The sequence below is a fragment of the Actinomadura latina NBRC 106108 genome, assembly GCF_001552195.1.
GTDB lineage: Bacteria > Actinomycetota > Actinomycetes > Streptosporangiales > Streptosporangiaceae > Spirillospora > Spirillospora latina.
In genome coordinates this window covers 22,045-46,846 of record NZ_BCQS01000048.1, presented here as the reverse complement: position 1 = coordinate 46,846, position 24,802 = coordinate 22,045, and the positions used below count along the sequence as shown (strand labels likewise).

The window sequence follows — 24,802 nt, the reverse complement described above, 5'->3', positions numbered from 1 at the left end:
TGTAGGAGGGGCTTGATGGCGCGGCGTTCGTCCATGGCCTTGTAGGCCTCGGCGGCTTCTTCCAGGGGAAGGGTGAGGTCGAAGACCTTGCCGGGGTCTATCTGGCGGGTCCAGACCAGGTCGATCAGGTCGGGGAGGAAGCGGCGTACCGGGGCGGGGCCGCCGTGCAGGTGCACCGCGGAGAAGAACAGTTCGTCGCCGGGGAGCCGGACGTCGTGGGAGACGCCTAGGTAGCCGACGTGGCCGCCGGGGCGGGTGGAGCGGATGGCCTGCATCATCGACTCCTGGGTGCCGACCGCCTCGATGACCGAGTGCGCGCCCAGCCCGCCGGTCAGCTCCTTGATCTCGGCGACGCCCTCGTCGCCGCGGGCGGTGATGACGTCGGTGGCGCCGAACTCGCGGGCGAGTTTCTGCCGGTCGGCGTGCCGGCTGAAGATGGTGATCCGCTCGGCGCCGAGCCGGCGGGCGGCCAGCACCGCCAGCAGGCCGACCGCGCCGTCGCCGACGACCGCGACGGTCCGGCCCGGGCCGGCCTCGGCGGCCACCGCGCCGAACCAGCCGGTGCCCAGCACGTCCGAGGCGGCCAGCAGGCCGGGGACCAGGTCGGCGTCCGGCATGGCGGGGGTGGCCACCAGGGTGCCGTCGGCCAGCGGAATGCGGGCGTACTGCGCCTGCGTGCCGATGGCGCCGACGGGCTCGGCGTGGACGCAGCGGGACTGGTACCCGGCGCGGCAGATCTCGCAGGTGTTGTCGGAGGCGAAGAAGGAGCCGACGACGAAGTCGCCGATGCCGACGTTCCGCACCTGGTCGCCGGTCTCCTCGACCACGCCGACGTACTCGTGGCCCATCGGCCGGTCATGGACCTTGTCCGCGCCGCGGTAGGGCCACAGGTCCGACCCGCACACGCACGCAGCCTCGACGCGGATGATCGCGTCGGTCGGCTCGATGATCCGCGGGTCTTCGCGGTCCTCCACCCGCACGTCACCGGGAGCGTGCATCACTACACCGCGCATGACTTTCACTTCCTTGATTCGCGTCCACGTACCTCGATCATGGCCCCCTGGGCGGCCACTACCCATGAAAGAGGCGGGTCGGCCCGCCGGGAAGGCACTGGCGGGAGGTGTACCGGCAGGGCACCCCTGCCGGCTTCAACTACGGGACCGGAGGTTCGCGTTCGCCGTCTGGTGCGGCTTCAGGTGAGGGCGAGCACCTTCATGGTCAGGCGGGCGGTGTGGCCGCCCTCCTGTTCGGCGATGGCGAGGGCGGTGGGGACGTCGAGGTCGTTGAGGAGCGCCTCGGTCACGGCCGCGTCGGCGGTGGCGGAATCGGAGGGGCGGCCGGCGGCGGTGTGGAGGCCGTCGAGGCGGGCGGCGGCCGCGTCGAGAACGTCGGGGGTGTAGTCCCAATCGTCCTGCCAGGGGGCGGTGATCAGCATGAGCCGGACGGCGGCGGGCGCGTGGCCGGGGACGAGGTCGGAGACCAGGACGAGGTTGCCCGTGGACTTGGCCATCTTCTCGCCGTCCCGGCGGACCATGCCGACGTGCAGCCAGGCCCGGGAGAAGGGGCGCACGCCGGTCAGCGCCTCGGCCATCGCGGACTCGTAGGCGTGGTGCGGGAAGCGCAGGTCGGTGCCGCCCGCGTGCAGGTCGAGGGACGAGCCGAAGGTCGTCATGGCCATCGCCGCGCACTCGGCGTGCCAGCCGGGCCGGCCGGGGCCCCAGGGGCTGGGCCAGGCGGGTTCGCCCGAGCGGGACGGGCGCCAGAGCGCGATGTCGAACGGGTGCTGCTTGCCCGGGTCGTCGGGTTCGTCCCCGTACTCGGCCAGGAGGGCGTGGGCTTCGCCCGAGGGCAGGCGGGGGACGTCGGCGCCGTGGAAGTACACCGTCCCGTCGTGGATGTAGCCGTGGCCGGAGGTCAGGAGGCCCTGCGCGAGTGCGATGACCTCCCGGACGTGGTTGTGCGCACGCGGCTGGTGGTCGACGGCGTGGACGCCGAGGATGTCGAGGTCGCGTTCGAAGTGGTACCGCTGGACGGCGGCGAAGCTGTCGTAGGGGCTCCCGGCGCGGTGCGCGGCCTGGTTCAGCACGTCGTCGACGTCGGTGACGTTGCGGCAGACGCGCACGTCCCCGCCCGCGTGCCGCAGGACGCGGGCCGCGACGTCCGCCCAGACGAAGGTGCGGGCGTGGCCGAGGTGGGTCGCGTCGTACGGGGTGATCCCGCAGACGTACATGCGGGCGGGACCGACGACCGGCAGCGGACGGCCGCCGATCCGGAGGGTGCGGTCGGGTGCGTTGAGATTCACGGGATACCGGTCCTCATGGTGGTCGGGAGCCCGAAGGCCGTCCTTCTTCCAGTGTGCGAAGCGGGAGGTAAAGACGGAACCGGGACGTTCGTCCCGGCCGTCCCCGCGCCCGGCGTCGCCGAGCCGTGCTGACCTCCGGGGCGTCTACTCGGAGGCCTTGAGGAGTTCGTCGATGCCGTCGCGGATGCCCGCGCAGAGCGTACCCAGGTCGGGGACGGCCTCGTGGTCGCCGGTGACGCCGAACGACAGGCCGCCGTTGTAGGACACGACGCCGATCGAGACGCGCAGGCCGACGGCGATCGGGATGTAGGGATCCATCTCCAGCATCCGCCGCCCCATCGAGTACAGCGGGAACGGCGGGCCCGGGACGTTCGTGACGATCGTCTGGACCAGCGGCTGCCGCAGCCGCAGCGCGGTGTGCGCGGCCACGGCGAGTAGCCCGGGGGCGCCGCCGGCGAGCTTGACGAGCGAGTCGACGCCGGCGACCTGGCCGCTGTTCTTCGCGCCGTCCATCTGGTCCCGGATGAGCTGCAGGCGGCGCAGCGGGTCGTCCTCTCCGCAGGGCAGGTCGCACAGCAGTGCCGACACGCGGTTCGACAGGTCGGCGCGCTCGCCGGTGGAGCGGACGGAGACCGGCACCAGCGCGCGCACGACCGAGTCGGGGGTGAGCGTGCCGCGGGCGGCCAGCAGGTCGCGGAAGCCCGAGGCCGCCGCGGCCAGCGCCACGTCGTTGACCGATCCGCCGAAGGCGCGCCGGATCCGGCTGACCTCGTCCATCCCGGCGTAGGCCTGGGACCAGCGGCGGGACGGGACGGTCGGGCCGTTCAGCTCGGACGACCCCGGCCCCATCAGCCGCCCCGCGTAGGCGGGGACGGCCCGCACGGTGGTGATCGAGTCGCGCAGCGCCGGATAGAACAGCCGGGCCGCCTGCCGCCGGAAGCCCTTGAGCCCGTCCACCACGCCGTCGCGGAGGACGGTGCGCACGGACGGTTCGGGGGCGGGTGTCCACGTGTGCGGGTCGGCGGGCGTCCAGTCGGGGTCGGTGTCCAGCAGCGCGGCGAGCAGGTCGATGCCGGAGATGCCGTCCACCATGCAGTGGTGCACCTTGGAGATCAGCGCCCACCGGCCGTCCGGCAGGCCCTCGGCGAGCCACACCTCCCAGGGCGACCGCGTGAGGTCCAGCGGCCGGGCGAGCAGCCGGCCCGCGAGCGTCTGCAGTTCCTCCGGGCCGCCGGGCGGCGGGACGACCGTGTGCCGGACGTGGTCCTCCATGCTGAAGTGCAGGTCGTCCACCCAGACGGGGTGCGCGATGTTGAACGGGACGGTCCGGACGCGCTGCCGGCAGCGCGGCGCGTTCCGGAGCCGGGCGAAGATCTCCCGCACCAGCTCCGGGTACTCCGGCGCCGGGCCCTCGAACACGGTCACGGTCCCGATCTGCAGCGGCGTCGTGTCGTTCTCGGCGAAGAACATCCCGGCGTCGAGCGCGTTCATCCGGTGCATGCGCACCCCCTGGGTGAGGTCTCCCTCTCAGGAAACCTCGCCGCGGCCCGCCGCTCCCACGGGCGTTCGCCCTCGGGCGGCGGGACGAAGGTCCCGCGGGCGGGCGGCCGTCAGGCGCCCTTGCGCGCCATGATCGATCGCGGCGCGTCTAAGTCGCGGTGACCAGGGAAGATCGAAGGGGGAGGCGGGCCGTGCCGTTCGCTCCCAGTCGGTACCATTCATGATTGCCGCAGTGCGGAGAGTGCGGTCGGAGGGACGGTCATGACCGGCAGCGGAAAGCGCGTCGGCGATCACCCCGGTCGGGGTGCGCCGCCCGTCGTGGAGCAGTCCGCGCCGCCGCGGCGGCTGCCCTTCAACGCCGGCACGCTGAAGGTGGCGCGGGCGATGGTCGTGCAGGGCGCGGCCGCGGCCGGGCTCGGCGAGGACCGGGTCCAGGACGCCGAGCTCGTCGCCAGCGAGCTGACCGCCAACTCCGTCGAGCACGGTGGCGGCGCCGGCGTGCTGTGCCTCTGGCAGGACGCCACCCACCTGATCATCGAGGTCAGCGACGCGGGGCACATCGCCGATCCGCTGGCCGGCCGGCGTCCCGTCCCGCCCGACACGATCGGCGGCCGGGGGCTGCTGCTGGTTCACAAACTCGCCGATCTCGTCCGAATTCACACAGGTCCCGGCGGAACCACTGTTCGCGTGTATTTCACCCGCGCGATGATGTGATCCATGAGCGAGCTTTCAGCGCAGGGGTATGGGCCGGACCACGAATCGCCGTTCGCCTTCGGGCTGCACCACGTGCAGATCGCCATCCCGCCCGGCAGCGAGGACGACTGCCGGGCCTTCTACGTGGACGCCCTCGGCATGCGGGAGATCGTGAAGCCGCCGGTCCTGGCGGCGCGGGGCGGGCTGTGGGTGCGCGCGGACGGACTGGAGATCCATCTGGGCGTCGAGCGGGATTTCCGCCCGGCGCGCAAGGCGCACCCCGGCATCCGGGTCGAGGACCTGGACGGCCTGGCCGAGCGGTTGGCCGAGCACGGCGTCGAGGTGGCCTGGGACGGCGAATTCCCGGGCCATCGTCGTTTCTACGCGTCCGACAACCTCGGCAACCGGCTGGAGTTCCTGCAGCGGGACGGCTCGAACCCGGAGTGGTGACCCGCTAGGGGAACGGTCCGGCGCGGCCGAGCAGGGCCTGCACCGGGCCGTCGAGGCGCTCGCCCAGCCACGCCGCCGTCTCGGTCACGGGGGCCATCCGGACGCCGGTGGCGACGCCCGTGCGGTCCAGCGAGTAGAGCAGGTCCTCGGTGGCGATGTTGCCGGTCGCGGCGGGCGCGAACGGGCAGCCGCCGAAGCCGCCGGTGCTCGCGTCCAGGGCGCTCACCCCGTGGTCGATCGCGGTGAGCGCGTTGGCGTAGCCGGTGTTGCGCGTGTTGTGGAAGTGGCAGCGCAGCGGGACGCCCGGGGCGATCCCGGCCGCGCCGGTCAGCAGCGTGCGCACCTGCGCGGGGACGCCGACGCCGATCGTGTCGGCCAGCGCGATCTCGTCGGGCTCGCTCTCGGCCACCCGCCGCACCAGGTCGAGGACGCGCCCGGACGGCACCTCGCCCTCGAACGGGCAGCCGAAGGACGCGGCGATCGTGACGGTGCGGAAGAGCCCGGCGGCGCGCGCGTCGGCGGCGATCCGCGCCCAGTTCGCCACCCCTTCGTCGACCGTGCAGCCCTGGTTGCGGCGGCTGAACTCGTCGGTGGCGACGACCACGACGTTGACCTCGTCCACGCCGGCGGCGAGCGCCCGGTCGAGCCCGCGCCGGTTGAGGACGAGTCCGGCGTAGCGGACCCCCTCGGGCCGAGGGAGGCGCTCCATCACGGCCTCGGCGTCCGCCATCTGCGGGACGCGCTTCGGGTTCACGAAGCTGACGGCCTCGATCCGCCGCAGCCCGGCGGCGACGCTCCGCTCGATCAGCCGCACCTTGTCGGCGGTGGGCAGGATCGCGGCCTCGTTCTGCAGCCCGTCCCGGGGTCCGACCTCGATCAGTTCGACGTCCGCCATGGGCCTTCCCTTGTATGCAATCTGTGGACCTAAGCAGAATCGGTCAGGGCGAACTCTTGTGTCAAGCGACCAAAATGCTTATGTTGCATGCAATCGACCGCCAAGGAGGTTCGGATGGTCCGTGCCGTGGACCGTGTGTACACACGGCTGCGCGCCGACATCCTGGACGGCGCCCACCCGCCGGGGGCACGGCTCGGCGAGGCCGAGCTGGCCGAGCAGACCGGCTCCAGCCGGACGCCGGTCCGGGAGGCGCTGCGCCGGCTGGAGGTCGAGGGGCTGGTCGAGGTCCTGCCGCACCGCGGCGCCCGCGTCCCGGACTGGACGCCGGACGACCTTGAGGAGATCTACGACCTGCGGATGCTGCTGGAGGGCGCCGCGGCCCGCCGCGCCGCCACCCGGATCGGGGCGGCGGACACGGCCCGCATGGCCGAGCTGTGCGACCACATGGAACGTTCCGCCGCCGCGGGTGCCGGCCAGGACCTGGACCGGGTCGCCGAGCTGAACGCCGAGTTCCACGGCATCGTCCGCGCCGCGGCGGCCAGCGCCCGGCTGGTGTCGATGCTCAACGCCGTGGTGCAGCTCCCGCTGGTCATGCGCACCTTCCACCGCTACGCGCCGGACGACCTGGCCCGCAGCTCCGCTCACCACCGGGAGCTGGTCGCCGCGCTGCGGGCGGCCGACGGCACCTGGGCCGAGTCGGTGATGCGGGCGCACGTGCTCGCCGCGAAGGCGGTGCTGCTGCGCGCCGCCGAGCGGCCCGCCGGCACCGGCGACCGGCCCGGCGATGACGGCCGGCCCGGCGACGACGACTCCGAAACGAGGATCCACTAGATGTCAACGCACGACGGCGCCACGCAGGACGTCCGGGGACCGCTCGCCGACCTGCGCGTGGTGGAGATGGGGCAGCTGCTGGCCGGCCCGTTCTGCGGCCAGCTGCTCGGCGACTTCGGCGCCGAGGTGATCAAGCTGGAGTCGCCGGGCGCCGGCGACCCGATGCGCCAGTGGGGACGGGAGAAGCCGCACGGCAAGTCCCTGTGGTGGCCGGTCGTCGCGCGCAACAAGAAGTCGGTGACGTGCAACCTGCGCACGGCCGAGGGGCAGGACCTGGCGCGGCGGATCATCGGCCGGGCCGACATCGTCGTGGAGAACTTCCGTCCCGGGACGCTGGAGCGCTGGGGGCTGGACTTCGAAACCCTCCGCGAGTCGAATCCGGGGCTGATCCTCGTCCGCGTGTCCGGGTTCGGGCAGAGCGGCCCGTACGCGCCGCGCGCCGGATACGGGTCGATCGGCGAGGCGATGGGCGGCATCCGGTACGTGACCGGCGACCCGGGGAACGCGCCGTCGCGCGCCGGGATCTCGCTCGGGGACTCGCTCGCCGCGGTGTTCGCGACGATCGGCGCGCTCGCCGCCGTCCACCACCGGAGCAACACCGGCCGGGGCCAGGTCGTCGACTCGGCGATCTACGAGGCGGTGCTGGCGATGATGGAGTCGCTGCTGCCCGAATGGGCCGTGGCCGGCTACCAGCGCGAACGCACCGGTTCGGTGCTGCCGAACGTGTCGCCCAGCAACGTGTACCCGACCGCGTCCGGCGAGATGATCCTGATCGCCGCCAACCAGGACACCGTGTTCGGGCGGCTCGCCAAGACGATGGGCCGCCCCGAGCTGGCCGACGACCCGCGCTTCGCCGGCCACGCCGACCGGGGCCGCAACATGGAGGAGCTGGACGAGCTGATCTCCGCCTGGTCGGCGACGCTCGGCACCGAGGCCCTCCTGGAGGCCCTCCACGAGGGCGGCGTCCCCGCAGGACGCATCTACACCGCCAAGGACATGTTCGACGACCCGCACTTCGCCGCCCGCGAGGCGATCGTGCGGCTCGCCCACCCCGACTTCGGCGAGCTCCCGATGCACAACGCGTTCCCCAGGCTCAGCGAGACGCCCGGGTCGGTGCGGCACCCCGGCCCGGCGCTCGGCGAGCACAACCGGGAGGTGTACGGCGGCCTCCTGGACCTGCGAGAAGACGAGATCGCCGCGCTGGCCGAGCGCGGAGCCATCTGAGAGACGAGCACGGCATCGGGAGGCCGGCATGGGTTATCGCCTAGGAGTCGATGTAGGAGGCACGTTCACCGACGTGCTGCTGGTGGACGAGGAGACCGGCGTCAGCCACCGCGCCAAGACCGCGTCCACCCCGGCGGACCAGTCCGAGGGCGTCCTCAACGGCATCCGCAAGGTATGCAGGGACGCCGGGATCGAGCTGTCCGAAGTGGCGCACGTGCTGCACGGCACGACGGTGGCGACCAACGCGATCCTGCAGAGCAAGGGTGCGCGGGTCGGGCTGGTGACGACCGAGGGGTTCCGGCAGGTGCTGCAGATCGCCCGGTCGTTCGTGCCGGGCGGGCTGGCCGGCTGGATCATCTGGCCGAAGCCGGAGCCGCTCGCCAAGCTGGAGCACACCGTCGAGATCCCGGGCCGGATCGCCGCCGACGGCAGGGTCGTCACCCCGCTGGACGAGGACCGCGCCCGCGCCGAGCTGCGCCGGCTCGCCGGGGCCGGCATCGAGGCGCTCACCGTCTCGCTGATCAACTCGTACGCGAGCGACGCGCACGAGCGGCGGGTCGCGGAGCTGGCGGCCGAGGAGCTGCCGGGCGTCCCGGTGTCGCTGTCGAGCCACGTCCTGCCGGAGATGCGGGAGTACGAGCGGACCGTCACGACCGTGGCGAACAGCTATGTCCAGCCCGAAGTCGCCCGGTACGTCAGCAACCTCGACCGGTCGCTGACCGGCAGCGGGATCGCGGCGCCGCTGTCGGTGCTGCGCAGCGACGGCGGGCTCACCCAGGCCTCCAAGGCGGCCGAGGACCCGGTGTCGCTGCTGCTGTCCGGCCCGGCGGGCGGCGTGACCGGCGCGGTGTGGTTCGCCGAGCAGGCCGGGTTCCGCGACTTCCTCACCTTCGACATGGGCGGCACGTCCACGGACGTGGCGCTGGTCCTCGGCGGACGCCCCCGGATCGGCCGGGAGACGAGCGTCGGCGACCTGACCGTGCGGGCCACCAGCGTGGACGTCCGGTCCGTCGGCGCGGGCGGCGGCTCCATCGCGCACGTGCCCGAGCTGACCAAGGCGCTGCGGGTCGGCCCGCAGTCCGCGGGCGCCGACCCCGGCCCGGCCGCCTACGGCGCCGGCGGCACCGAGCCCACGGTCACCGACGCCAACGTCGTCCTCGGCTACCTGCCGACGGAGCTCGCCGGCGGGGAGATCTCGCTGGACGTCGAGGCCGCCCGCAAGGCCGTGAGCGGCATCGCCGAGGCGATGGGCCTGCCGGGCGCGGAGGCGGCGGCCGCGGGGATCATCGACATCGTCAACGAGAACATGCTGGGCGCGCTGCGGCTGATCAGCGTCCAGCAGGGCTTCGACCCGCGCGAGTTCGCGCTGATGTCGTTCGGCGGTGCGGGCCCGCTGCACGCGAACGCGCTCGGCCGGCTGACCGGCTCGTGGCCGGTGATCGTGCCGCCGTCGCCGGGCGTCCTGTGCGCCTACGGGGACGCGACGACCTGCGCCCGCGACGAGAGCGCCCGCACGATGGTGCGCCGCTTCTCCACCCTCGACGACGCCGAGCTGCGCGCCGCGCTCGCCGAGCTGGCGGACGCCGCCGCCGGGCGGCTGGAGTCGGAGGGCGTCCCGCGCGGCAGCCAGACCGCGACGTACCAGTTCGACCTGCGCTACCACGGGCAGGGCTTCGAGATCCCCGTCGAGATCGACCGGGAGACCCTGGACGGCGACCTGCTCACCGAGCTGGGCGCCAAGTTCGACGCCGAGCACAAGCGGCTGTTCTCGTTCCTGCTCGACAACGAGCGCGAAGTGATCAACCTGCGGGTGACCGTGTCCGGGCCGCGCCCGGAGGTCGCCTGGCGCACGCTGCCCGAGGGGACCGGCGACCCGTCCGGGGCGCTGCTCCGCGAGACCGAGGTGTGGATGGACGGCGCGTCCGTGCCCGCCCGCATCTTCGACCGTTCCAAGCTGCTCGCGGGGGACGTGGTGACCGGACCGGCCGTCGTGGTCGAGATGGACTCCACCACCCTCGTCCTGTCCGGTCACGCCGCGACCGTGCACCCGAGCGGCAGCCTGCTGATCCGTCCGACTGAGGAGGGCTGATGGCCGAGATCCTGCAGACCACCACCGAGCCGGCCGCCCGGGTCGACGTCGACCCGGTCACCCTGGACATCATCGAGAACGCGCTGCGCAACGCCCGGTACGAGATGGACGAGGTGCTGTTCCGCACCGCGCTGTCCCCGGGCATCCGCGAGCAGCACGACGAGTTCCCGCTGATCGCCGACCCGTCCGGGAAGATGGTCGTCGGCCAGTTCGGCCTCTCGGTGCCCGACTTCCTGGAGAACTTCGACGGGACGATCGGCGAGGGCGACATCCTGATGACGTCCGACCCGTACGCGTGCGGCGCGGCGATCAGCCACGCCAACGACTGGCTGCTCGTGGTGCCGATCTTCCACCAGGGCCGGCTCGTGGGCTGGTCGTCGATGTTCGGGCACATGACGGACGTGGGCGGCAAGACGCCGTCCTCGATGCCCGCCGACGCCCGCACCATCTACGAAGAGGGCGTGATCGTCCCGCCGTTCAAGCTGTACGAGGGCGGGAAGCTCAACGAGGCCGCGCTGCGGATCATCCTCAACCAGGTGCGGATGCCGGACTGGAACCGGGCCGACCTGAACGGGCTGACCGCCGCCTGCACGACGGCCGCCCGCCGGGTGACCGAGCTGTGCGACCGGTTCGGCGTCGAGACGTACCTGTCCGCGCTGGACGCCCTGCTCGACCGCAACTACCAGGCCATGAAGGTGCTGCTGGCGGCCCTCTTCGAGGACGGCCAGACGCTGGAGTTCGCCGACTACATCGACGACGACGGCTGCGGCTACGGCCCCTACGAGCTGAAGATCTCGCTGACCCGGACCGGCGAGAAGATCCATCTGGACTTCGGCCACGCCGCCCCGCAGGCGGTCGGGCCGATCAACTACTTCATCAACGAGAACCTCGTCCGGATGTTCTTCGGCATCTACGTGATCACGGTCGCCGACCCGCAGATCCTGTGGAACGACGGCTTCTACCCGCTGATCGACGTGACGATCCCCGAGGACTCGTTCTGGAAGCCGCGCCGCCCGGCCGCGCTGAACGCCCGCAACCACGGCATCGGCCGCGTGTTCGACCTGTTCGGCGGGCTGCTCGGGCAGACGAACCCGGAGATCCTGAACGCGGCCGGGTTCTCGTCCTCGCCGCACTTCATGTACTCGGGGCACTACACGTCCGGGCCGCGCGAGGGCGAGTGGTTCCAGCTGTACTCCATCGGGTTCGGCGGCGTGCCGGGACGCCCGGTCGGGGACGGCCCGGACGGGCACTCGCTGTGGCCGTCGTTCGTCAACATCCCCTGCGAGTACCTGGAGTCGTACTACCCGCTGCGCATCGAGCGGTGGGAGACGATCGCCGACTCCGGCGGCGCCGGCCTGCACCGGGGCGGCAACGGCGTGGACGTGGCGTACCACTTCGAGGAGCCGGGCACGATCGCGATCCACGACGACCGCTGGCTCACCTACCCGTGGGGCGTGAACGGCGGGCGTCCGGGGGAGCGGGGCCGCAAGTGGATCGACCGGGCGGACGGCACCCGCGAGGTGCTGCCCAGCAAGATCCACGACGTCCCGGTCGCGCCGGGCGACGTGCTGCACTTCGTGACCTGGGGCGGCGGCGGATGGGGCGACCCGCTCGCCCGTCCCGCCGAGCAGGTCGCGCAGGAGGTGCTGCGCGGGCTGGTCACCGCCGCCGGCGCCCGGGCCGGCTACGGCGTCGTCTGCGGTGACGACGGCGTCCTCGACGTGCAGGCCACCGAACTGCTGCGGGCGGAGATGGCCGCCGGGCGGACGGAGGTCCCCGTGTTCGACATGGGGCCGCCGCTGGCGGAGATCCTCGCCCGCTGCGAGGAGGAGACCGGGCTGCCCGCGCCGCGCCCGCCGGTCGACGTCCGGTCCGCCGACGCGCTGCGCCGATGACGGACGACCTCGTCGCCGACTACCGGCGCTCGGGCTTCGGCGAGAGCCTCGGCTGCGGTGACGCGCCCGCGGTGCTGGTGGTCGACTTCGCCCGCGCGTACCTGGAGGACGGCTCCCCGCTGCGCGCCCCCGTCGAGGGCGCGCTGGCGGCGACCGCGAGCCTGGTCGCGGCGGCGCGGGCGGCCGGTCCGCCGGTGCTGTTCACGCGGGTGAGCCTCCAGCCGGGCGGCGCGGACGGCGGGCTGTTCCGCCGCAAGGTCCCCGCGCTGCGCGTGTTCGAGGAAGGGAGCCCCCTCGGCGACTTCGCCGAGGGGGTCGCCCCCGAGCCGGGGGAGACGGTCGTCACCAAGCAGTACGCGAGTGCGTTCCACGGCACGTCGCTGGCGGCGACGTTGACCTCGTCCGGCATCGACACCCTGTTCATCTGCGGGCTGACCACGAGCGGCTGCGTCCGGGCCACCGCGACCGACGCGCTGCAGCACGGCTTCCGCCCCCTCGTGGTGGACCAGGCGTGCGGTGACCGCGACCGGCGCCTGCACGAGGCCAACCTGCTCGACCTGCAGGCCAAGTACGCCGATGTCATCTCCCTCGACCGCGCCCTGGAGCTGATCGGCTGAGCGTCCCCTATGCCCGCGGGGCGGCGTGCCGGGCGGCCGTGATGTGGAGGGCGAGGGAGAGTTCGACGGCGCCGGCGACGACCGCGTCGAGATCGTCGCCGAGCCGTCCGTCCGCCCACTGCTGGGCCAGCTCGGTCATCGCGCCGGTGAACATGGTCGCGGCGATGACGACCGGGAGCCCGGGGTCCTCGATGTTGCTCATCGCGAGCACGCCGTCCAGCAGGGCGGTCTGCGCGGCCCGCCGCCGCTCGGCCAGCACCTCGTTGCCGCGCGCCTCCGCGAACAGGACGCGCCCCCTGCGGGGGTCGTCGCTGATGAAGCGCAGCACGCTGCGGATGCCCGCGCGGGTGCGGGCGTCCGGGCTCGGGCCCGCCTCGTCGACCGCGGTGTCCAGCACCTCGGCGAGGGCCGCGGCCTGCTGGTCGTAGACGGCCGCGAGCAGCTCGTCGGTATCGGCGAAGTTCTCGTAGAAGTAGCGCGTGTGCAGCTCGGCCTCCCGGCACACGGCGCGCACGGTCAGCGCCGCCTCGCCGTCCTCGCCGAACAGCCGGTACGCGGCGCGGGCCAGCATGGCGCGCCGCTCGTCGCGCCGCCGGCTCGCGGGGACCCCGGCCCACCGGGTGGACGTGGCTGTGCGCGCGTTCGCCATGCTCCGACGATACCGGCACGGTCCCGTTGTGGAGCTCAACTCTGGACACGGGCGTACCCAGACCTTACTCTGGATACAGTTGTAGCCAGACTTGGGAGTGCAGATGCCGGGCAGGACGAACATCGTCGCGACGCGATTCGAGCGGGCCTTCGACGCCGATATCCGCTCCAGGTTCTTCAAGGGCCTGGACTTCGCCGGGCCGGCCGGCGACCCCGGCTGGTTCGGGCCGGGCAGCGCGGTCTGGTACGTCCACTCGCACCTGCCCACGCTGATCCTCGGCCTGGTCGGCGCCGCCTACATCGAGGGCCTCGACCCGAGCATCAGCTGGATGGCCTACGACCACTCCCGCATCCCCGAGCGCGTCGACGGCATCCCCACCGGGAACATCGACCCGGAGGGCGCCGCCGTCCGGCTCGGGCACTCCCTTTCGTTCTTCATCGGCACCGCCTACGGCTCGACCCCGACCGCCGAGCGCCTGGCCCGCACCGTCCGCGCCATGCACCACACCATCAAGGGCACCCGCCCGGACGGCCTGGCCTACGACGCCGACGACCCCGAGTGGCTGCGCTGGAACTACGCCACCGTCGTCTGGGGTCTCGCGACCGCGCACGAGCGCTACCACCGGCGCCCGCTGCGCGACATCGACCGCTACTACCGCGAGTTCGTCCGCGTCGGCGAGGCGCTGGGCGGCACCGACCTGCCCGAGACCAAGGCGGCGGTCGCCGAGTGCCTGGAGTCCTACTTGCCGCGCCTGGCGCTCACCCCGATCAAGGCGTTCCAGACGGGGCCGAACCTGCGCGGCAGCAAGGTCAAGCCCTGGGAGCCCGGCGGCTCGTTCATGGACTGGGCCGCCCGCGACATGCTCCCGAAGTGGGCGCAGAAGCTCTGCCTGTACCAGCCGCCGAACCCGATCGCCCTGCGCGCGCGCCGCAGCACCCTGTGGCTCGTCCTCAACGGCCTGCACGACGCCACCGGCCCGATCCGGGAGTACCGCGAGGCCGAGGCCCGCGTCGCCGGCGGCGTCTCGGCCCCCGTCGCCTCGACCGCGCCGGCCGCCCCCGACCCCGTGCTGACCCGCGAGGAGGTCGAGGCGACCGCCTGATCGATGATTTTCGGTCGCGGTCGCGGTCCACAGTGCACAGGGCCATCACCCGATCGGAGGCCGGATGTGCGTGCGGACGCGGGCGGCGGCAGGCTGCTGGACCGGGCGATCGGCTTCGCGCTGACGGCCGTCCAAGGGGTGACGCCGGACATGCTCGGCCGCCGCACGCCGTGCGCGGCATGGGACCTCACCATGCTCGTGCTGCACCTCGGTGAATCCCTGGCCGCGCTGCACGAGGGCATGGGCGCGGGGCGGGTCGGGAGGGAGCCGGGCCCGGAGGACCCGCTGGACGATCCGGTGTCGGCGCTGCGGGTGCGGGCCGTGCGGGTGCTGCGGGCGACCGCCGTCCTGGGCCGGGTCTCGGTCGGGGACCGGCGGCTCCCCGGTGAGCTGCTGATCGGGGCGGGCGCGCTGGAGGTCGCCGTCCACGGCTGGGACATCGCGCAGGCCACGGGGGAGGGGCGCGCCATCCCGCCGGTCCTGGCGGGCGACCTGCTGGCGATGTGCCCGCTCGTGCTGCCGGAACCGCGCCGCCCGCTGTTCGCCGACCCGGTGGAACCGGCGCCGGACGGGGCCCCCGGCGAACGGCTCGTCGCGCTGCTCGGCCGCCGCCCGCTGGTGGAGGAGGCGCTGCGCTGAGAGGTGCGGCGGGGGACGGGGTCCGCGAGAATCGTCCCGTCCGCCCCCCGGCCATAGGAGTGACCACGTGAAGAAGTCGTCGGCGCCCGTGCGGTACATGCTCCCCGAGGCGCACGAGCGCGTGGTGGAGCTGGTCGCCGAGCAGAAGTTCATCCACGCCATCAGGCTGGTCCGGGAGGTCACGGGCACCGGGCTCGTCGAGGCCAAGGAGTACGTGGACGAGCTGAAAGGCCCGGTCTTCGCCCGGCTGGTGCCGCCGGAGGTGCAGGCCAAGGCCCGCGCGATGCTCGCCGAGGGGAAGGTGAGACCGGCGGTCAAGATGGTCCGCGCGGAGACGGGCCTCGGGTTGAAGGCCGCCAAGGACTACGTCGACGCCGTCCTGGAGGGACGCGTCCCCACGCTCCCGCCCGCCGGGACCGGGGTGCTGTCGGACCGGGTGCGGGCGTTCAAGCTCGCGGGCGACTTCGAGTCGGCCGTCGCGCTGGTGTGCGCGGAGACCGGGATGCGCCGCGACGAGGCGGCCCGTTTCGTCGAAGCGCTGCGATAGATCCGGACGACCCCTCGCCACCGACGGCAACCGAATGCCATTCTGGTCCGGGACGCAACGAGGAGGGGTCATGGCGATCGCCATCAGCGAGGAGCACCGCGAGCTGGCCGGGACGACGCGCTCGTTCCTGCGCGACCAGGGGGCGCGGGCCGCGAACCGCGCGCTGCTGGACGCCGGGAAGGAGGCGCTCCCCGAGTTCTGGGCGGGGTTCGCCGGGCTCGGGCTGCTCGGCCTGCACCTCCCCGAGGAGCACGGCGGCGGCGGGGCGGGCCTCCAGGAGCTGGTCGTGGTCGCCGAGGAGCTGGGCCGCGCCGCCGCGCCCGGCCCCATGCTGCCGACGATGATCGCGTCGGCGGTGATCGCGGCCGCCGGGAACGACGAGCAGCGGGCGCGCCTGCTGCCTGGCCTCGCCTCCGGCGCGACCCCGGCCGCCCTCGGCATCGGCGGCTCGCTGACCCTGCGGGACGGCGCCGCCACCGGTGACGCGGGCGTCGTGCTCGGCGGCGGCCTGGCTGAGCTGCTCGTCCTCCCGGCCGGCGACGACATGGTCATCGTCCGGGCGGACGCGCCGGGCGTCACCGTCGAGGTCCCCGCCAACCTGGACCCGGCCCGCCGCTCCGCGCGCGTCACCCTGGCCGGCGCCGCCGCCGACGTCCTCGCCGGCGCGCGGGCCGGCGCCGTCGCCGTCGCCCGCACCCTGGTCTCCGCCGAAGCGGTCGGCGGCGCGCTCGAATGCGTGGAGAGCGCCGTCGAGTACGCCAAGGTCCGGGAGCAGTTCGGCCGTCCCATCGCGACGTTCCAGGCCGTCAAGCACCACTGCGCGAACATGCTCGTCGCCGCCGAACTGGCCACCGCCGCCGGGTGGGACGCCGCGCGGGCCGCGTCCGGGCCGGCCGACCAGTTCGAGCTGGCGGCGGCGGTCGCCGCGGCGCTCGCGCTGCCCGCGTTCACGTCCAACACCGGCCTCAACATCCAGGTGCACGGCGGCATCGGCTTCACCTGGGAGCACGACGCCCACCTGCTGATGCGCCGGGCCGCGACGCTGGAGGCCGTGTTCGACCCGCGCTCCGCCGAGCGGGACGTGACCCGGCTGAAGGCCGCCGGCGTCGTCCGCGAGACGACCCTGGACCTGCCGCCCGAGGCGGAGGAGCAGCGCGCGGCGATCCGCGAGCTGGCCCGGGAGATCGCCGCGCTGCCCGCCGCCGAGCAGCGGCAGAAGCTCATCGACACCGGCTACGTCCAGCCGCACTGGCCGCGCCCGTGGGGCGTGGAGGCGAGCGCCGGGCTGCAGCTCGTCATCGAGGAGGAGTTCCGCGCCGCCGGCGTGAAGCGCGCCCAGCTCGGCATCACCGGCTGGGTGATCCTCACCCTCGTCCAGCACGGCACCCAGGACCAGATCGACCGCTGGGTGCGGCCCGCGCTCACCGGCGACGAGATCTGGTGCCAGCTGTTCAGCGAGCCCGAGGCCGGCTCGGACGCCGCCGCCGTGAAGACCCGCGCCGTCAAGGTCGACGGCGGCTGGATCGTCAACGGCCAGAAGGTCTGGACGAGCGGTGCCCAGCACTGCCGCTGGGGGTTCGCGACCGTCCGCACCGACCCGGACGCGGCCAAGCACGCCGGCGTCACCATGGTCGTCGTCGACATGGAGCACCCCGGCGTGGAGGTCCGGCCGCTCCGCCAGATCACCGGCGGCTCCGACTTCAACGAGGTGTTCTTCTCCGACGTCTTCGTCCCGGACTCCGACGTGGTCGGCGCCCCGAACCAGGGCTGGTCGGTCGCCCGCGCCACCCTCGGCAACGAGCGCGTCAGCATCGGCGGCGGCGCCGGCGGCTCGACCGGATTCGACATCGTCGGGCTCTACCGCGAGCACGGCGACCGGGTCCCCGCAGGCGCCGAACGCGTCGGCGCCTACCTTGCGGAGGAACAGGCCCTCCGCCTGCTCAACCTCCGCTCCGCCGAACGCGCCGTCGCCGGCGGCGAGCCCGGCCCGGAGGGCAACATCACCAAGCTCGTCCTCGCCGAGCACGGTCACGCCACCGCCGACCTCCTCGCCGCGTTCGCCGGCCCCGGCGCCGCCTTCGACGAGGGCGTCGGCCAGCTCGCCGGCCTGATGCGGCTCGGCTCCCGCGGCATGTCCATCGCCGGCGGCACGTCCGAGATCACCCGCAACCAGATCGCCGAGCGCATCCTGAAGCTGCCCCGGGACCCGCTGATCAAGAAGTGACCCGGCGCCGGTTCTGCGGCCGCAGGGACGGGTTGCCGTCCCGGTGGTCGATGCCGGCGATGTCGGTGCCCGGCGGGACGACCTCGTCGATCGCGTCCAGGACGGCGGCGTCCAGCCGGACGTCGGCGGCGGCGAGCAGGTCTTCCAGCTGGGCCGCCGTCTTCGGCCCGATGATCGTCGAGGTGATGGCCGGGTGCTCGCCGACGAACGCGAGCGCCAGGTGCGTCAGCGGCAGCCCGGCCTCCTCGGCGATCTTCGTGAGCCGCTCGACGGCGTCGTACCGTGCCGGGGCGCTCGGGTCCACGTCGACGGCCCGCTGCCGCCACACCGGATTGTCGGAGGGCGCGAACCGCGAGCCGGCCGGCGGCTGCTCGTCCCGCCGGTACTTGCCGGTCAGCCAGCCGCCGGCGAGCGGGCTCCACGGGATGACGCCCATGCCGTGCCGCCGCGCGGCGGGCAGCATCTCCCGCTCGATCGACCGCGCGAAGACCGAGTACTGCGGCTGCTCGCACACGAACCGGACGCCGCCCCGCCGCTCGGCGGCCCACTGCGCCTCCACGATCTGGTCGGCCGGGAAGGACGACGACCCCGCGTAGAGCACCTTGCCCTGCCGGACCAGGTCGCTGAGGGCGTCGAGCGTCTCGTCCAGATCGGTGTCCCAGTCGGGGCGGTGCATCTGGTACAGGTCGATGCGGTCGGTGCCCAGCCGCCGGAGGCTGGCCTCCACGGCCCGCATGATGTAGCGGCGCGACCCGCCCCGGCTGTTGCGCTCCTCGCCCAGCGGGAAGAAGAACTTGGACGCGAGGACGATGTCGTCCCGGCGCCCTTTGATGGCCTTCCCGACGACCTCCTCGCTCTCCCCGGTGGAGTACATGTCGGCGGTGTCGATGAAGTTGATCCCGGCGTCCAGCGCCCGGTCGACCATGCGGCCGCAGTCGTCGTGGTCGGGGTTGCCGACGTAGCCGAACATCATGGCGCCGAGGCACTGGCTGCTGACCTCGACCCCCGTGCGACCGAGCTTGCGGTACTGCATTCTGCGCACTCCCTCGTTTGGCGGACGCCCAGAACGCTAGGAGCTGGAGCGCACTCAAGGTCAAGCCGGTCACGCGTCGCCGGTGACCTCCACCGCCTTGATCGTCAGGTCGGTGCCGCCGCTGAGCGTCACGTCGGCGCTGCCGCACGGGCACACCGCGAGCGGCCCGCGCGCCGCGAAGGAGGTCCCGCAGCTGCCGCAGTCGCCCACGCCGTCGGGCTCGGTGATGTCGAGCCGGGCGCCCGCCACGCACGTCCCCTCCCCGGCGGATGCGAAGCAGATCCGCACGGCGTCGGGCATGACTCCGGAAAGCTTCCCTATTTCGAGGTGGACGACTGCCACTCGTGATTCGGGCATTTGACTGCAAATTGCCTCTATGAGGCTTTCCGTGACGGCCAGTTCGTGCACGCGTCCTCCGTCCGCTCGCCGCTGTGTTTCCGTAGCTCAGGCGCTTGCGAGTGCCCCTGAGCATCCTCTTCAAACTCTCCCTTTACCACACCCGGGCACACTGCTCCGCGGACTTTCCGAACAGTGTTTCGGCCACCTCCGGAAGGGCAGGCCGAATTGGTAATGATCACTGGGGGAGAGATGACCAAGGCGGGCGGACCCCTGTGCGGGGGACGGGCATGAGCGGCGCGCCGGAACTCGGCCTCGACCTGATCGGGATCGAGGCCGGGACGTCCGCGGCGGCGCCGGCGCTGAACCTGCGGATCCGGCTGCGGCGGCTGGATGGCGGGCCCGTCCAGTGCGTCCTGCTGACCGCGGCCGTCACGATCGCGGCGGCGCGCCGCGACTACGACGACGCCGAACGCGAGCGGCTCACCGGCGTGTTCGGCACGCCCGACACCTGGCACAGGTCCCTGCAGGGCCTGCCGTGGGCGCGCATCGGCGCGACGGTGCCGACGTTCCGCCGCGAGACGGACGTGGCGCTGTCCCTGCCGTGCGGGCACGACGCGCACACCGAGGCCGACCGGTACCTGCACGCGCTCGACGGCGGCGACGTCCCGCTCGACCTCGCCTTCGACGGCACGGTGTTCTGCCCCGGCGAGGACGGGACGTCCCGCACCCGGCAGATCCCGTGGCACCACGAGGAGACCGGGGCCCTGCCCGTCCAGGCGTGGCGGGACCTCGTGGAGTCCTCCCACGGCGCCGCCCGCTGGCTCCGCCTGGACGACGCGTGCTTCGACCGGCTCGCCGCCTACCGGGCGCGCCGCGCGCACTCCTCGTTCGACGACACGGTCGACGAACTGCTCCGGAGGGCCGAGCGGCGGCGCGAGGAGGAGGAGTGGAGCGTGTGAGGGCGGGCGCGGCGCCCGCCCGCGGGCGGGCACTGACCGCGGGGAGCCGGGTCCGGCTGCGGCCCCGCGGCGGCGCGGACGTCTTCGACCTCGTCCTCGTCGGCCGCCCGGCCACCGTCGAGCGGGTCGAGGAGGACGCCGACGGCGCGCTCCACCTGCTCGTCGCGGTCGACGGCGGCCCCGGCCGGCCCGGCCACCGCTGCTTCATCGGGCTGGACGAGGTGGAGCCGCTGCCGCGGGAGGGACCGTCCCGCAAGGTGCTCGTCGCCGGGATCGGGAACGTCTTCCACGGCGACGACGGGTTCGGGGTGGAGGTCGTCCGGCGGCTGGCGGGGCACCGGGTGCCGGACGGCGTGGACGTCACCGACTTCGGCATCCGCGGCATCGACCTGATGTGCGCGCTCGGCGACGGCTACCGGACGGTGATCCTGGTCGACGCGGCGGCCCGCGGCGACGCGCCCGGCACCGTCTCGGTCATCGAGCCGGACCCGGACTCCGGCGACTTCGGCGACGGCACGGTCGACGCGCACGGGCTCGACCCGGCGCGGGTGCTGCGGCTGGCCCGCGAGAACGGCCCGGTGCCGCCGCGGATCCTGCTGGTCGCGTGCGAGCCGTCGGCGCGGGCCGCCGACGCCACCTGGGAGATGGACCTCAGCACGCCGGTCGGCCTTGCGGTCGACGGGACCGTCCGGCTGGTCGAGCGGCTGATCGAGCGGGAACTCGCCGGCCACGCACAGATGGGGGAACTGGCATGAGGAAGGGCATCCACGTCGCGCCGGGCGCGGCCCGGCTGGCGATCGCGCTGCTGGTGCTGCTCGCGCTCGCCGCGGCGGTCAAGGAGACGCCGGCGATGCGCCGGCGGCGCACGTCCGCCGCCACGTGACGACGATCGAGCGGCAGCTCGTCGGCTACCTGAAGGACGCGCACGCGCTGCAGGAGCACGTCGAGGCCACGCTGAGCGAGCTGCTGACGACCGTGGCGAACGAACCGGACATCTGCCGGCGGCTCGGCCGCTACGCCGAGCGGACCCGGGTCCACACGCGGGAGATCGAGGCGCGGCTCCGGGCGCACGGCTCGTCGCCGTCCATCATCCGGGACGCGGGGCAGCTGTTCGCGGCCGTGCTGGAGGCCGGGCTGGGCCGCAGCCGCCGCGACCCGGCCGGCCGGCACGTGCGGGACGCCTACGTCGCCGCCCACCTGCAGATCGCGGCCGCCGAGATGCTGCGCCGCGTCGCCGACCGGGCCGGCGACCCGGAGACGGCGCGGGTCGCGACGGGGATGTGCGACGACGCGCACGCGCTGTCCGGTGAGCTGTCGGACCGCTGGGACCTGGCCGTGGACCTGTCGCTCCGGCAGCACGGCGTGAAGGACTGACGCAGGAGGCACTCTGATGACCATCCACGAGCAGGTGCTCGAACCCGCGTCCCGGGCCAGGCTCCGGGAGGACGCCGTCACCCTGGCGCACGGTTCGGGCGGCAGGGCCACCCGCGGCCTGATCGACGCGGTGTTCAAGGAGGCGTTCGGCAACCCGTTCCTGGACCGCCTGGACGACTCGGCCCGCTTCGCCGTCAACGGCGCCGACCTGGCCTTCACCACCGACTCCTTCGTCGTGTCCCCGCTGTTCTTCCCCGGCGGCGACATCGGCGACCTGGCGGTCAACGGCACGGTCAACAACCTGGCCGTCTCCGGCGCGACCCCGTTGCACCTCTCCGCCGGCTTCATCCTCGAAGAGGGCTTCCCGATCGCCTCCCTGCGCCGCATCACCGAATCGATGCACATCGCCGCCGAGGCCGCCGGGGTCGACATCGCCACGGGCGACACCAAGGTCGTCCAGCGCGGGAAGGCCGACGGCTGCTACATCAACACGTCCGGTGTGGGGGTCGTCCACTCGCCGCCCACGGGAGAGATCCGCGCCGGCGACGCCGTGCTGGTCACCGGCCCGATCGGCGAGCACGGCGTCGCCGTCATGCTGGCGCGCGGCGACCTCGAAACGGACACGGCCTCGGACACCGCGCCGCTGAACTGCCTGCTCGCCGACCTGGCGTCCCGCTGCCCGGGCGCCGTCCGCCGCATGCGCGACGCCACCCGCGGCGGAGTGGCGACCGTCCTGAACGGGCTGGCGGCCGACGCGGACCTGGCCGTGGTGCTGGACGAGGACGCGATCCCGGTCCGTCCCGCCGTGCGGCACGCCTGCGAACTCCTCGGCATCGACCCGCTGCACGCCGCCTGCGAGGGCCGGGCCGTGGTGGTGGTCGCACCCGAATCCTCCAGCGCCGCGCTGGCCGCCCTGCGAGGGCACCCTCTGGGCACGGACGCCGCCGTGATCGGCCATGTGCAGGACGACCCGCCCGGCACCGTCCTTTTGAGAAGCGCCTCCGGCACCACCCGGACCTTGGACCCGCTGGCAGGCGCTCCCCACCCCCGAATCTGCTGACGGGGCGCCTTCGCTGCTACCTCGATTCGCCGACCCCCGTGGCGGCCACCGCACCGTCTTCCGGGACGGGCGGCGGGTCGACCAGCAGCAGCGACTTGCCGACCGTGGTGCGCGCCGCCAAGGCCCGATGGGCGTCGGCGGCCCGCTCCAGCGGGTAGGTGGCGCCGATGACCGGCCGCATCCGCTCCTCCCCGGCCCGCTCCAGCGCCAGGCTCAGCAGCTCCCGCACGGTCGCCTGATTGGGCGGGCCGTCCAGGAGCGGGGCGTGCACCCGGAGCCCGCGCCGCGCGACCATCTCCTGATCGGGTGCGGCGAAGCCGTCGGCGGTGCCATAGGTAACGAATCGTCCGCCCTCGGACAACGCACCCAGAGCGGCACTGCCGAGCGCGCCGCCCGCGCCGTCATAGACCAGCGCGACGCCCCCGCCGGTCGCCTCGCGCACCCGCTCGACCCAGTCCGCCCGCGTGTAGTCGACAAGGACCTCCGCGCCCAGTCCGCGAGCCATCTCCAGCTTCGCATCGCTGGACGCGGCGGCGACCACCCGCGCCCCGGCGTCGACGGCCAGCTGCACCAGCAGCGACCCGGCCCCGCCGGCCGCCGCCGAGACGAGCACCCACTCACCCTTCTCCGGCTTGCCGAGCCGCTCCAGGCTGAGCGCCGTGACGCCGTCGTGCACCACCGCCGCCGCCGTCTCGGTGCCGAGCCCGCCGGGGATCGGCATGATCTCCGACTCGCCGGCGACGACCCGCTCGGCGTAGCCGGTGCCGGTCCGGACGACCACGCGCCGCCCGACCCAACCCGGGTCCACCCCCGCACCGACCGCCACCACCTCGCCCGCTCCGCCACCGCCCGGCACGTAAGGCGGCGTCCGAGGGAAGAAGTCCTGCCCCCACCCGCTCCGCAGCAGAGTGTCCAGATAGATGACGTCCGCCACCTCCATTCCGACCACGACCTGCCCTGGTCCGGCCACAGGGTCGGCCACCCGCACCGGCACCAGAACCTCCGGCCCACCGAACGCAACCACCTGAACCGCACGCATGAGCAGCACCCTCCCTTGAGACGACGTCGACCTCAGTCTTCAACCTGAACCAATGTTGAGGTCAATGCCTGATTGGGTTTGGCCGAATCTCGCTGGTCAGTTGCTGCGGAGGGCCTTTTCTATGGCCGCGAGTTTGTCGGCCAGGTGGAGCAGGGCGCCGACGGACGGGGGCGACGTGTGCTGGATGTCGTCCACGGGACGGGCCGGCGGGAACAGAACGACCGGTCCGCGCTTACACGACGAGCGTCATCAGCAGACGTCGATGTACCAGATCGGACCCCAGTCGTCGACGCGCGTGGGGACGTTGTTCGTCGGAATGGTCATGCGCGTGATGTAGTTCCGGTCCCTCAGGACGGCGGGATAGACGGTGTACTGGTTGTTGGTGACGGCGCCGGCGCCCAGGAAGTTGGAGAGGGTCCGCCTCGTGCAGTACCAGAGTTCGAACACGGTGTGCTGGCCGTCCCCCTCACCCACGGCCACGCACAGGTAGCCGCTCCAGCAGTTGTGGAGAAGGTTGTTCCGCTGCTCCGTGGTCAGATTGGGCTTCACCCTCTCCTTTCTGGAGTCGAGCGGCGTGAGCGACGGCGTCCAGGCCAGGGTCCTGGCGTCGGACGCGCCGGGACGGCCGCCGTCCTTCTTCTCGGCGGCATGCGCGGCCGGAGCGCCGACCGGGAACATCACCTGTAAGGCGGCGATGACCGCGAAGAGAGCGGCCGACGCGGCCGGCATTCTCGGGTATCTCATCACGTCTCCTTCCAACGAATCTGGGAGAAGTACACCAATCGGCGGCTTCACGGCTGCTTCAGAACGGCTTCGGCCTCCGCCGAGGCGATGCGGTGAAGCCGATGTGAAGCCGATGTGAAGCAGTGCCTGAGTAGCTTCTGCTCGACCGTTCGACTTCTCGCAGGGGGAAAGGTATGAAAACCAGAATCCGCACGGTGCTCGCCGCGGGGGCGGCGACGGTAGGCATCGCCGCGACGACGCTCGCCGGGTCCGTCGCCGGCCCCACGGAGGCGAAGGCGGCCGGCGGCCCCTGGCTCGGATGCCCTTACGGGGCCGTGTGCATCTACACCGACACCACGTTCTCGCACATCACGCAGACCTTCTGGTCCTACGGACCGCACAACCTGGTCAACCAGTACGGACGCCGGCCCATAGTCAACAACCAGTACGGCGGCGCCACCGCGACGCTGTGCTACGGCTACAACGGCACCAACTGCGACCCCGGCTGGACCATCCCGCCCAAGGAGGGCACGTCTTGTGCCACCTGCTACGCGCTCCCCTACCTGACGCCCTACAACTCCATCGTCCTGAACCGCCCCTGAGAAGGCCATTCGCTAC

26 protein-coding genes are annotated in these 24,802 nt (G+C 73.1%); 17 read left to right on the top strand and 9 right to left on the bottom strand.

Annotation, left to right across the window (positions count from 1 at the left end; all coding sequences use genetic code 11):
* From AL2_RS35285 to AL2_RS35275, 3 genes are all read right to left on the bottom strand, one after another.
* On the bottom strand, positions 1-1,013 hold a 1,013-nt coding region (locus tag AL2_RS35285), incomplete at its 3' end, for a zinc-dependent alcohol dehydrogenase family protein (protein WP_067641572.1).
* Positions 1,014-1,192: 179 nt separating this feature from the next.
* Positions 1,193-2,302, bottom strand: coding sequence for a class I tRNA ligase family protein (locus AL2_RS35280; RefSeq protein WP_067641562.1), 1,110 nt, complete (start codon positions 2,300-2,302; stop codon positions 1,193-1,195).
* Between the two features lie 144 nt (positions 2,303-2,446).
* Positions 2,447-3,802: a WS/DGAT/MGAT family O-acyltransferase gene (locus AL2_RS35275; protein ID WP_067641560.1), complete on the bottom strand. Its 1,356-nt coding sequence runs from the start codon at positions 3,800-3,802 to the stop codon at positions 2,447-2,449.
* 261 nt (positions 3,803-4,063) lie between these two features.
* On the opposite strand from AL2_RS35275, the gene AL2_RS35270 reads away from it, so the two are divergent.
* Positions 4,064-4,516, top strand: a complete 453-nt coding sequence (locus AL2_RS35270) for an ATP-binding protein (RefSeq protein WP_067641559.1) — start codon at positions 4,064-4,066, stop codon at positions 4,514-4,516.
* Between the two features lie 3 nt (positions 4,517-4,519).
* Entirely contained in the window at positions 4,520-4,945 is a 426-nt protein-coding gene (locus tag AL2_RS35265; RefSeq protein WP_067641557.1) for a VOC family protein, read from the top strand.
* A 4-nt stretch (positions 4,946-4,949) separates the two neighbouring features.
* Here AL2_RS35265 and AL2_RS35260 read toward each other — a convergent pair whose 3' ends face one another.
* Positions 4,950-5,840, bottom strand: coding sequence for a hydroxymethylglutaryl-CoA lyase (locus tag AL2_RS35260; protein ID WP_067641555.1), 891 nt, complete (start codon positions 5,838-5,840; stop codon positions 4,950-4,952).
* A 114-nt stretch (positions 5,841-5,954) separates the two neighbouring features.
* Here AL2_RS35260 and AL2_RS35255 point away from each other — a divergent pair, with 114 nt between their 5' ends.
* From AL2_RS35255 to AL2_RS35235, 5 genes are read left to right on the top strand one after another with little or no spacing between them, the layout of a single operon-like run.
* Positions 5,955-6,671 carry a GntR family transcriptional regulator gene (locus AL2_RS35255; protein WP_067641553.1) on the top strand — a complete coding sequence of 239 codons (717 nt, stop codon included), beginning with the start codon at positions 5,955-5,957 and terminating at the stop codon, positions 6,669-6,671.
* Positions 6,672-7,895 (top strand): CaiB/BaiF CoA transferase family protein, encoded by a 1,224-nt coding sequence (locus AL2_RS35250; RefSeq protein WP_067641550.1) that lies wholly within the window; start codon positions 6,672-6,674, stop codon positions 7,893-7,895.
* 28 nt (positions 7,896-7,923) lie between these two features.
* Positions 7,924-9,984 carry a hydantoinase/oxoprolinase family protein gene (locus tag AL2_RS35245; protein WP_067641549.1) on the top strand — a complete coding sequence of 687 codons (2,061 nt, stop codon included), beginning with the start codon at positions 7,924-7,926 and terminating at the stop codon, positions 9,982-9,984.
* Positions 9,984-11,879 (top strand): hydantoinase B/oxoprolinase family protein, encoded by a 1,896-nt coding sequence (locus AL2_RS35240; RefSeq protein ID WP_067641547.1) that lies wholly within the window; start codon positions 9,984-9,986, stop codon positions 11,877-11,879. The genes AL2_RS35245 and AL2_RS35240 overlap by 1 nt, the downstream gene beginning before the upstream one ends.
* Positions 11,876-12,496, top strand: a complete 621-nt coding sequence (locus AL2_RS35235) for an isochorismatase family protein (RefSeq protein ID WP_067641545.1) — start codon at positions 11,876-11,878, stop codon at positions 12,494-12,496. Before AL2_RS35240 ends, AL2_RS35235 begins: the two co-directional genes overlap by 4 nt.
* Before the next feature lie 7 nt (positions 12,497-12,503).
* On the opposite strand, the gene AL2_RS35230 is transcribed toward AL2_RS35235, so the two are convergent.
* Positions 12,504-13,145, bottom strand: coding sequence for a TetR/AcrR family transcriptional regulator (locus AL2_RS35230; RefSeq protein ID WP_067641543.1), 642 nt, complete (start codon positions 13,143-13,145; stop codon positions 12,504-12,506).
* Positions 13,146-13,242: 97 nt separating this feature from the next.
* On the opposite strand from AL2_RS35230, the gene AL2_RS35225 reads away from it, so the two are divergent.
* The 4 genes from AL2_RS35225 (at position 13,243) to AL2_RS35210 (ending at position 17,657) form a co-directional block, all read left to right on the top strand.
* Positions 13,243-14,247 carry an oxygenase MpaB family protein gene (locus tag AL2_RS35225; protein ID WP_067641541.1) on the top strand — a complete coding sequence of 335 codons (1,005 nt, stop codon included), beginning with the start codon at positions 13,243-13,245 and terminating at the stop codon, positions 14,245-14,247.
* 66 nt (positions 14,248-14,313) lie between these two features.
* On the top strand, positions 14,314-14,886 hold the full coding sequence (locus tag AL2_RS35220; protein WP_067641539.1) for a TIGR03086 family metal-binding protein: 573 nt from the start codon (positions 14,314-14,316) through the stop codon (positions 14,884-14,886).
* A 67-nt stretch (positions 14,887-14,953) separates the two neighbouring features.
* Positions 14,954-15,433 (top strand): ribosomal protein L7/L12, encoded by a 480-nt coding sequence (locus AL2_RS35215; RefSeq protein ID WP_210748623.1) that lies wholly within the window; start codon positions 14,954-14,956, stop codon positions 15,431-15,433.
* A 70-nt stretch (positions 15,434-15,503) separates the two neighbouring features.
* Positions 15,504-17,657 (top strand): acyl-CoA dehydrogenase family protein, encoded by a 2,154-nt coding sequence (locus AL2_RS35210; RefSeq protein ID WP_067641535.1) that lies wholly within the window; start codon positions 15,504-15,506, stop codon positions 17,655-17,657.
* Here the strand turns inward: AL2_RS35210 and AL2_RS35205 are convergent.
* Together AL2_RS35205 and AL2_RS35200 are read right to left on the bottom strand one after the other, a co-directional pair.
* A complete protein-coding gene (locus AL2_RS35205) occupies positions 17,647-18,690 on the bottom strand; it encodes an aldo/keto reductase (protein WP_067641533.1) in 1,044 nt (347 codons plus the stop codon). The two genes, AL2_RS35210 and AL2_RS35205, sit on opposite strands and share 11 nt — an antisense overlap.
* 69 nt (positions 18,691-18,759) lie before the next feature.
* Positions 18,760-19,098 (bottom strand): hydrogenase maturation nickel metallochaperone HypA/HybF, encoded by a 339-nt coding sequence (locus tag AL2_RS35200; RefSeq protein ID WP_067641531.1) that lies wholly within the window; start codon positions 19,096-19,098, stop codon positions 18,760-18,762.
* Between the two features lie 218 nt (positions 19,099-19,316).
* On the opposite strand from AL2_RS35200, the gene AL2_RS35195 reads away from it, so the two are divergent.
* Genes AL2_RS35195 through hypE form a run of 5 tightly spaced genes read left to right on the top strand, consistent with a single transcriptional unit; the run spans position 19,317 to position 22,422 of the window.
* Positions 19,317-19,988 carry a DUF6084 family protein gene (locus tag AL2_RS35195; RefSeq protein ID WP_067641529.1) on the top strand — a complete coding sequence of 224 codons (672 nt, stop codon included), beginning with the start codon at positions 19,317-19,319 and terminating at the stop codon, positions 19,986-19,988.
* The gene (locus AL2_RS35190; RefSeq protein WP_245667129.1) at positions 19,976-20,743 is read left to right on the top strand and encodes a hydrogenase maturation protease; all 768 of its coding nucleotides are present in this window, start codon (positions 19,976-19,978) and stop codon (positions 20,741-20,743) included. The genes AL2_RS35195 and AL2_RS35190 overlap by 13 nt, the downstream gene beginning before the upstream one ends.
* Positions 20,740-20,871 carry a hypothetical protein gene (locus tag AL2_RS39950; RefSeq protein WP_281181652.1) on the top strand — a complete coding sequence of 44 codons (132 nt, stop codon included), beginning with the start codon at positions 20,740-20,742 and terminating at the stop codon, positions 20,869-20,871. Before AL2_RS35190 ends, AL2_RS39950 begins: the two co-directional genes overlap by 4 nt.
* Complete coding sequence (locus AL2_RS35185) at positions 20,868-21,362, top strand: DUF892 family protein (protein ID WP_067641527.1); 495 nt, start codon at positions 20,868-20,870, stop codon at positions 21,360-21,362. Before AL2_RS39950 ends, AL2_RS35185 begins: the two co-directional genes overlap by 4 nt.
* 16 nt (positions 21,363-21,378) lie before the next feature.
* A complete protein-coding gene (gene hypE / locus AL2_RS35180; protein WP_067641525.1) occupies positions 21,379-22,422 on the top strand; it encodes a hydrogenase expression/formation protein HypE in 1,044 nt (347 codons plus the stop codon).
* A gap of 16 nt (positions 22,423-22,438) precedes the next feature.
* On the opposite strand, the gene AL2_RS35175 is transcribed toward hypE, so the two are convergent.
* Complete coding sequence (locus AL2_RS35175) at positions 22,439-23,461, bottom strand: zinc-binding dehydrogenase (RefSeq protein ID WP_067641523.1); 1,023 nt, start codon at positions 23,459-23,461, stop codon at positions 22,439-22,441.
* A 249-nt stretch (positions 23,462-23,710) separates the two neighbouring features.
* On the bottom strand, positions 23,711-24,205 hold the full coding sequence (locus tag AL2_RS35170) for a hypothetical protein (RefSeq protein WP_157438570.1): 495 nt from the start codon (positions 24,203-24,205) through the stop codon (positions 23,711-23,713).
* A 173-nt stretch (positions 24,206-24,378) separates the two neighbouring features.
* Here AL2_RS35170 and AL2_RS35165 point away from each other — a divergent pair, with 173 nt between their 5' ends.
* Positions 24,379-24,786, top strand: a complete 408-nt coding sequence (locus AL2_RS35165; protein ID WP_067641519.1) for a hypothetical protein — start codon at positions 24,379-24,381, stop codon at positions 24,784-24,786.
* The last annotated feature ends 16 nt before the right edge of the window (positions 24,787-24,802 follow it).

What these genes read in the sequence shown, in the direction of transcription:
- AL2_RS35275 (WP_067641560.1), bottom strand. Translation starts at nt 3,802, where the DNA reads ATGCACCGGATGAACGCGCTCGACGCCGGGATGTTCTTCGCCGAGAAC.
- AL2_RS35270 (WP_067641559.1), top strand. Translation starts at nt 4,064, where the DNA reads ATGACCGGCAGCGGAAAGCGCGTCGGCGATCACCCCGGTCGGGGTGCG.
- AL2_RS35265 (WP_067641557.1), top strand. Translation starts at nt 4,520, where the DNA reads ATGAGCGAGCTTTCAGCGCAGGGGTATGGGCCGGACCACGAATCGCCG.
- AL2_RS35260 (WP_067641555.1), bottom strand. Translation starts at nt 5,840, where the DNA reads ATGGCGGACGTCGAACTGATCGAGGTCGGACCCCGGGACGGGCTGCAG.
- AL2_RS35255 (WP_067641553.1), top strand. Translation starts at nt 5,955, where the DNA reads ATGGTCCGTGCCGTGGACCGTGTGTACACACGGCTGCGCGCCGACATC.
- AL2_RS35250 (WP_067641550.1), top strand. Translation starts at nt 6,672, where the DNA reads ATGTCAACGCACGACGGCGCCACGCAGGACGTCCGGGGACCGCTCGCC.
- AL2_RS35245 (WP_067641549.1), top strand. Translation starts at nt 7,924, where the DNA reads ATGGGTTATCGCCTAGGAGTCGATGTAGGAGGCACGTTCACCGACGTG.
- AL2_RS35240 (WP_067641547.1), top strand. Translation starts at nt 9,984, where the DNA reads ATGGCCGAGATCCTGCAGACCACCACCGAGCCGGCCGCCCGGGTCGAC.
- AL2_RS35235 (WP_067641545.1), top strand. Translation starts at nt 11,876, where the DNA reads ATGACGGACGACCTCGTCGCCGACTACCGGCGCTCGGGCTTCGGCGAG.
- AL2_RS35230 (WP_067641543.1), bottom strand. Translation starts at nt 13,145, where the DNA reads ATGGCGAACGCGCGCACAGCCACGTCCACCCGGTGGGCCGGGGTCCCC.
- AL2_RS35210 (WP_067641535.1), top strand. Translation starts at nt 15,504, where the DNA reads ATGGCGATCGCCATCAGCGAGGAGCACCGCGAGCTGGCCGGGACGACG.
- AL2_RS35205 (WP_067641533.1), bottom strand. Translation starts at nt 18,690, where the DNA reads ATGCAGTACCGCAAGCTCGGTCGCACGGGGGTCGAGGTCAGCAGCCAG.
- AL2_RS35195 (WP_067641529.1), top strand. Translation starts at nt 19,317, where the DNA reads ATGAGCGGCGCGCCGGAACTCGGCCTCGACCTGATCGGGATCGAGGCC.
- AL2_RS39950 (WP_281181652.1), top strand. Translation starts at nt 20,740, where the DNA reads ATGAGGAAGGGCATCCACGTCGCGCCGGGCGCGGCCCGGCTGGCGATC.
- hypE (WP_067641525.1), top strand. Translation starts at nt 21,379, where the DNA reads ATGACCATCCACGAGCAGGTGCTCGAACCCGCGTCCCGGGCCAGGCTC.
- AL2_RS35175 (WP_067641523.1), bottom strand. Translation starts at nt 23,461, where the DNA reads ATGCGTGCGGTTCAGGTGGTTGCGTTCGGTGGGCCGGAGGTTCTGGTG.
- AL2_RS35170 (WP_157438570.1), bottom strand. Translation starts at nt 24,205, where the DNA reads ATGAGATACCCGAGAATGCCGGCCGCGTCGGCCGCTCTCTTCGCGGTC.
- AL2_RS35165 (WP_067641519.1), top strand. Translation starts at nt 24,379, where the DNA reads ATGAAAACCAGAATCCGCACGGTGCTCGCCGCGGGGGCGGCGACGGTA.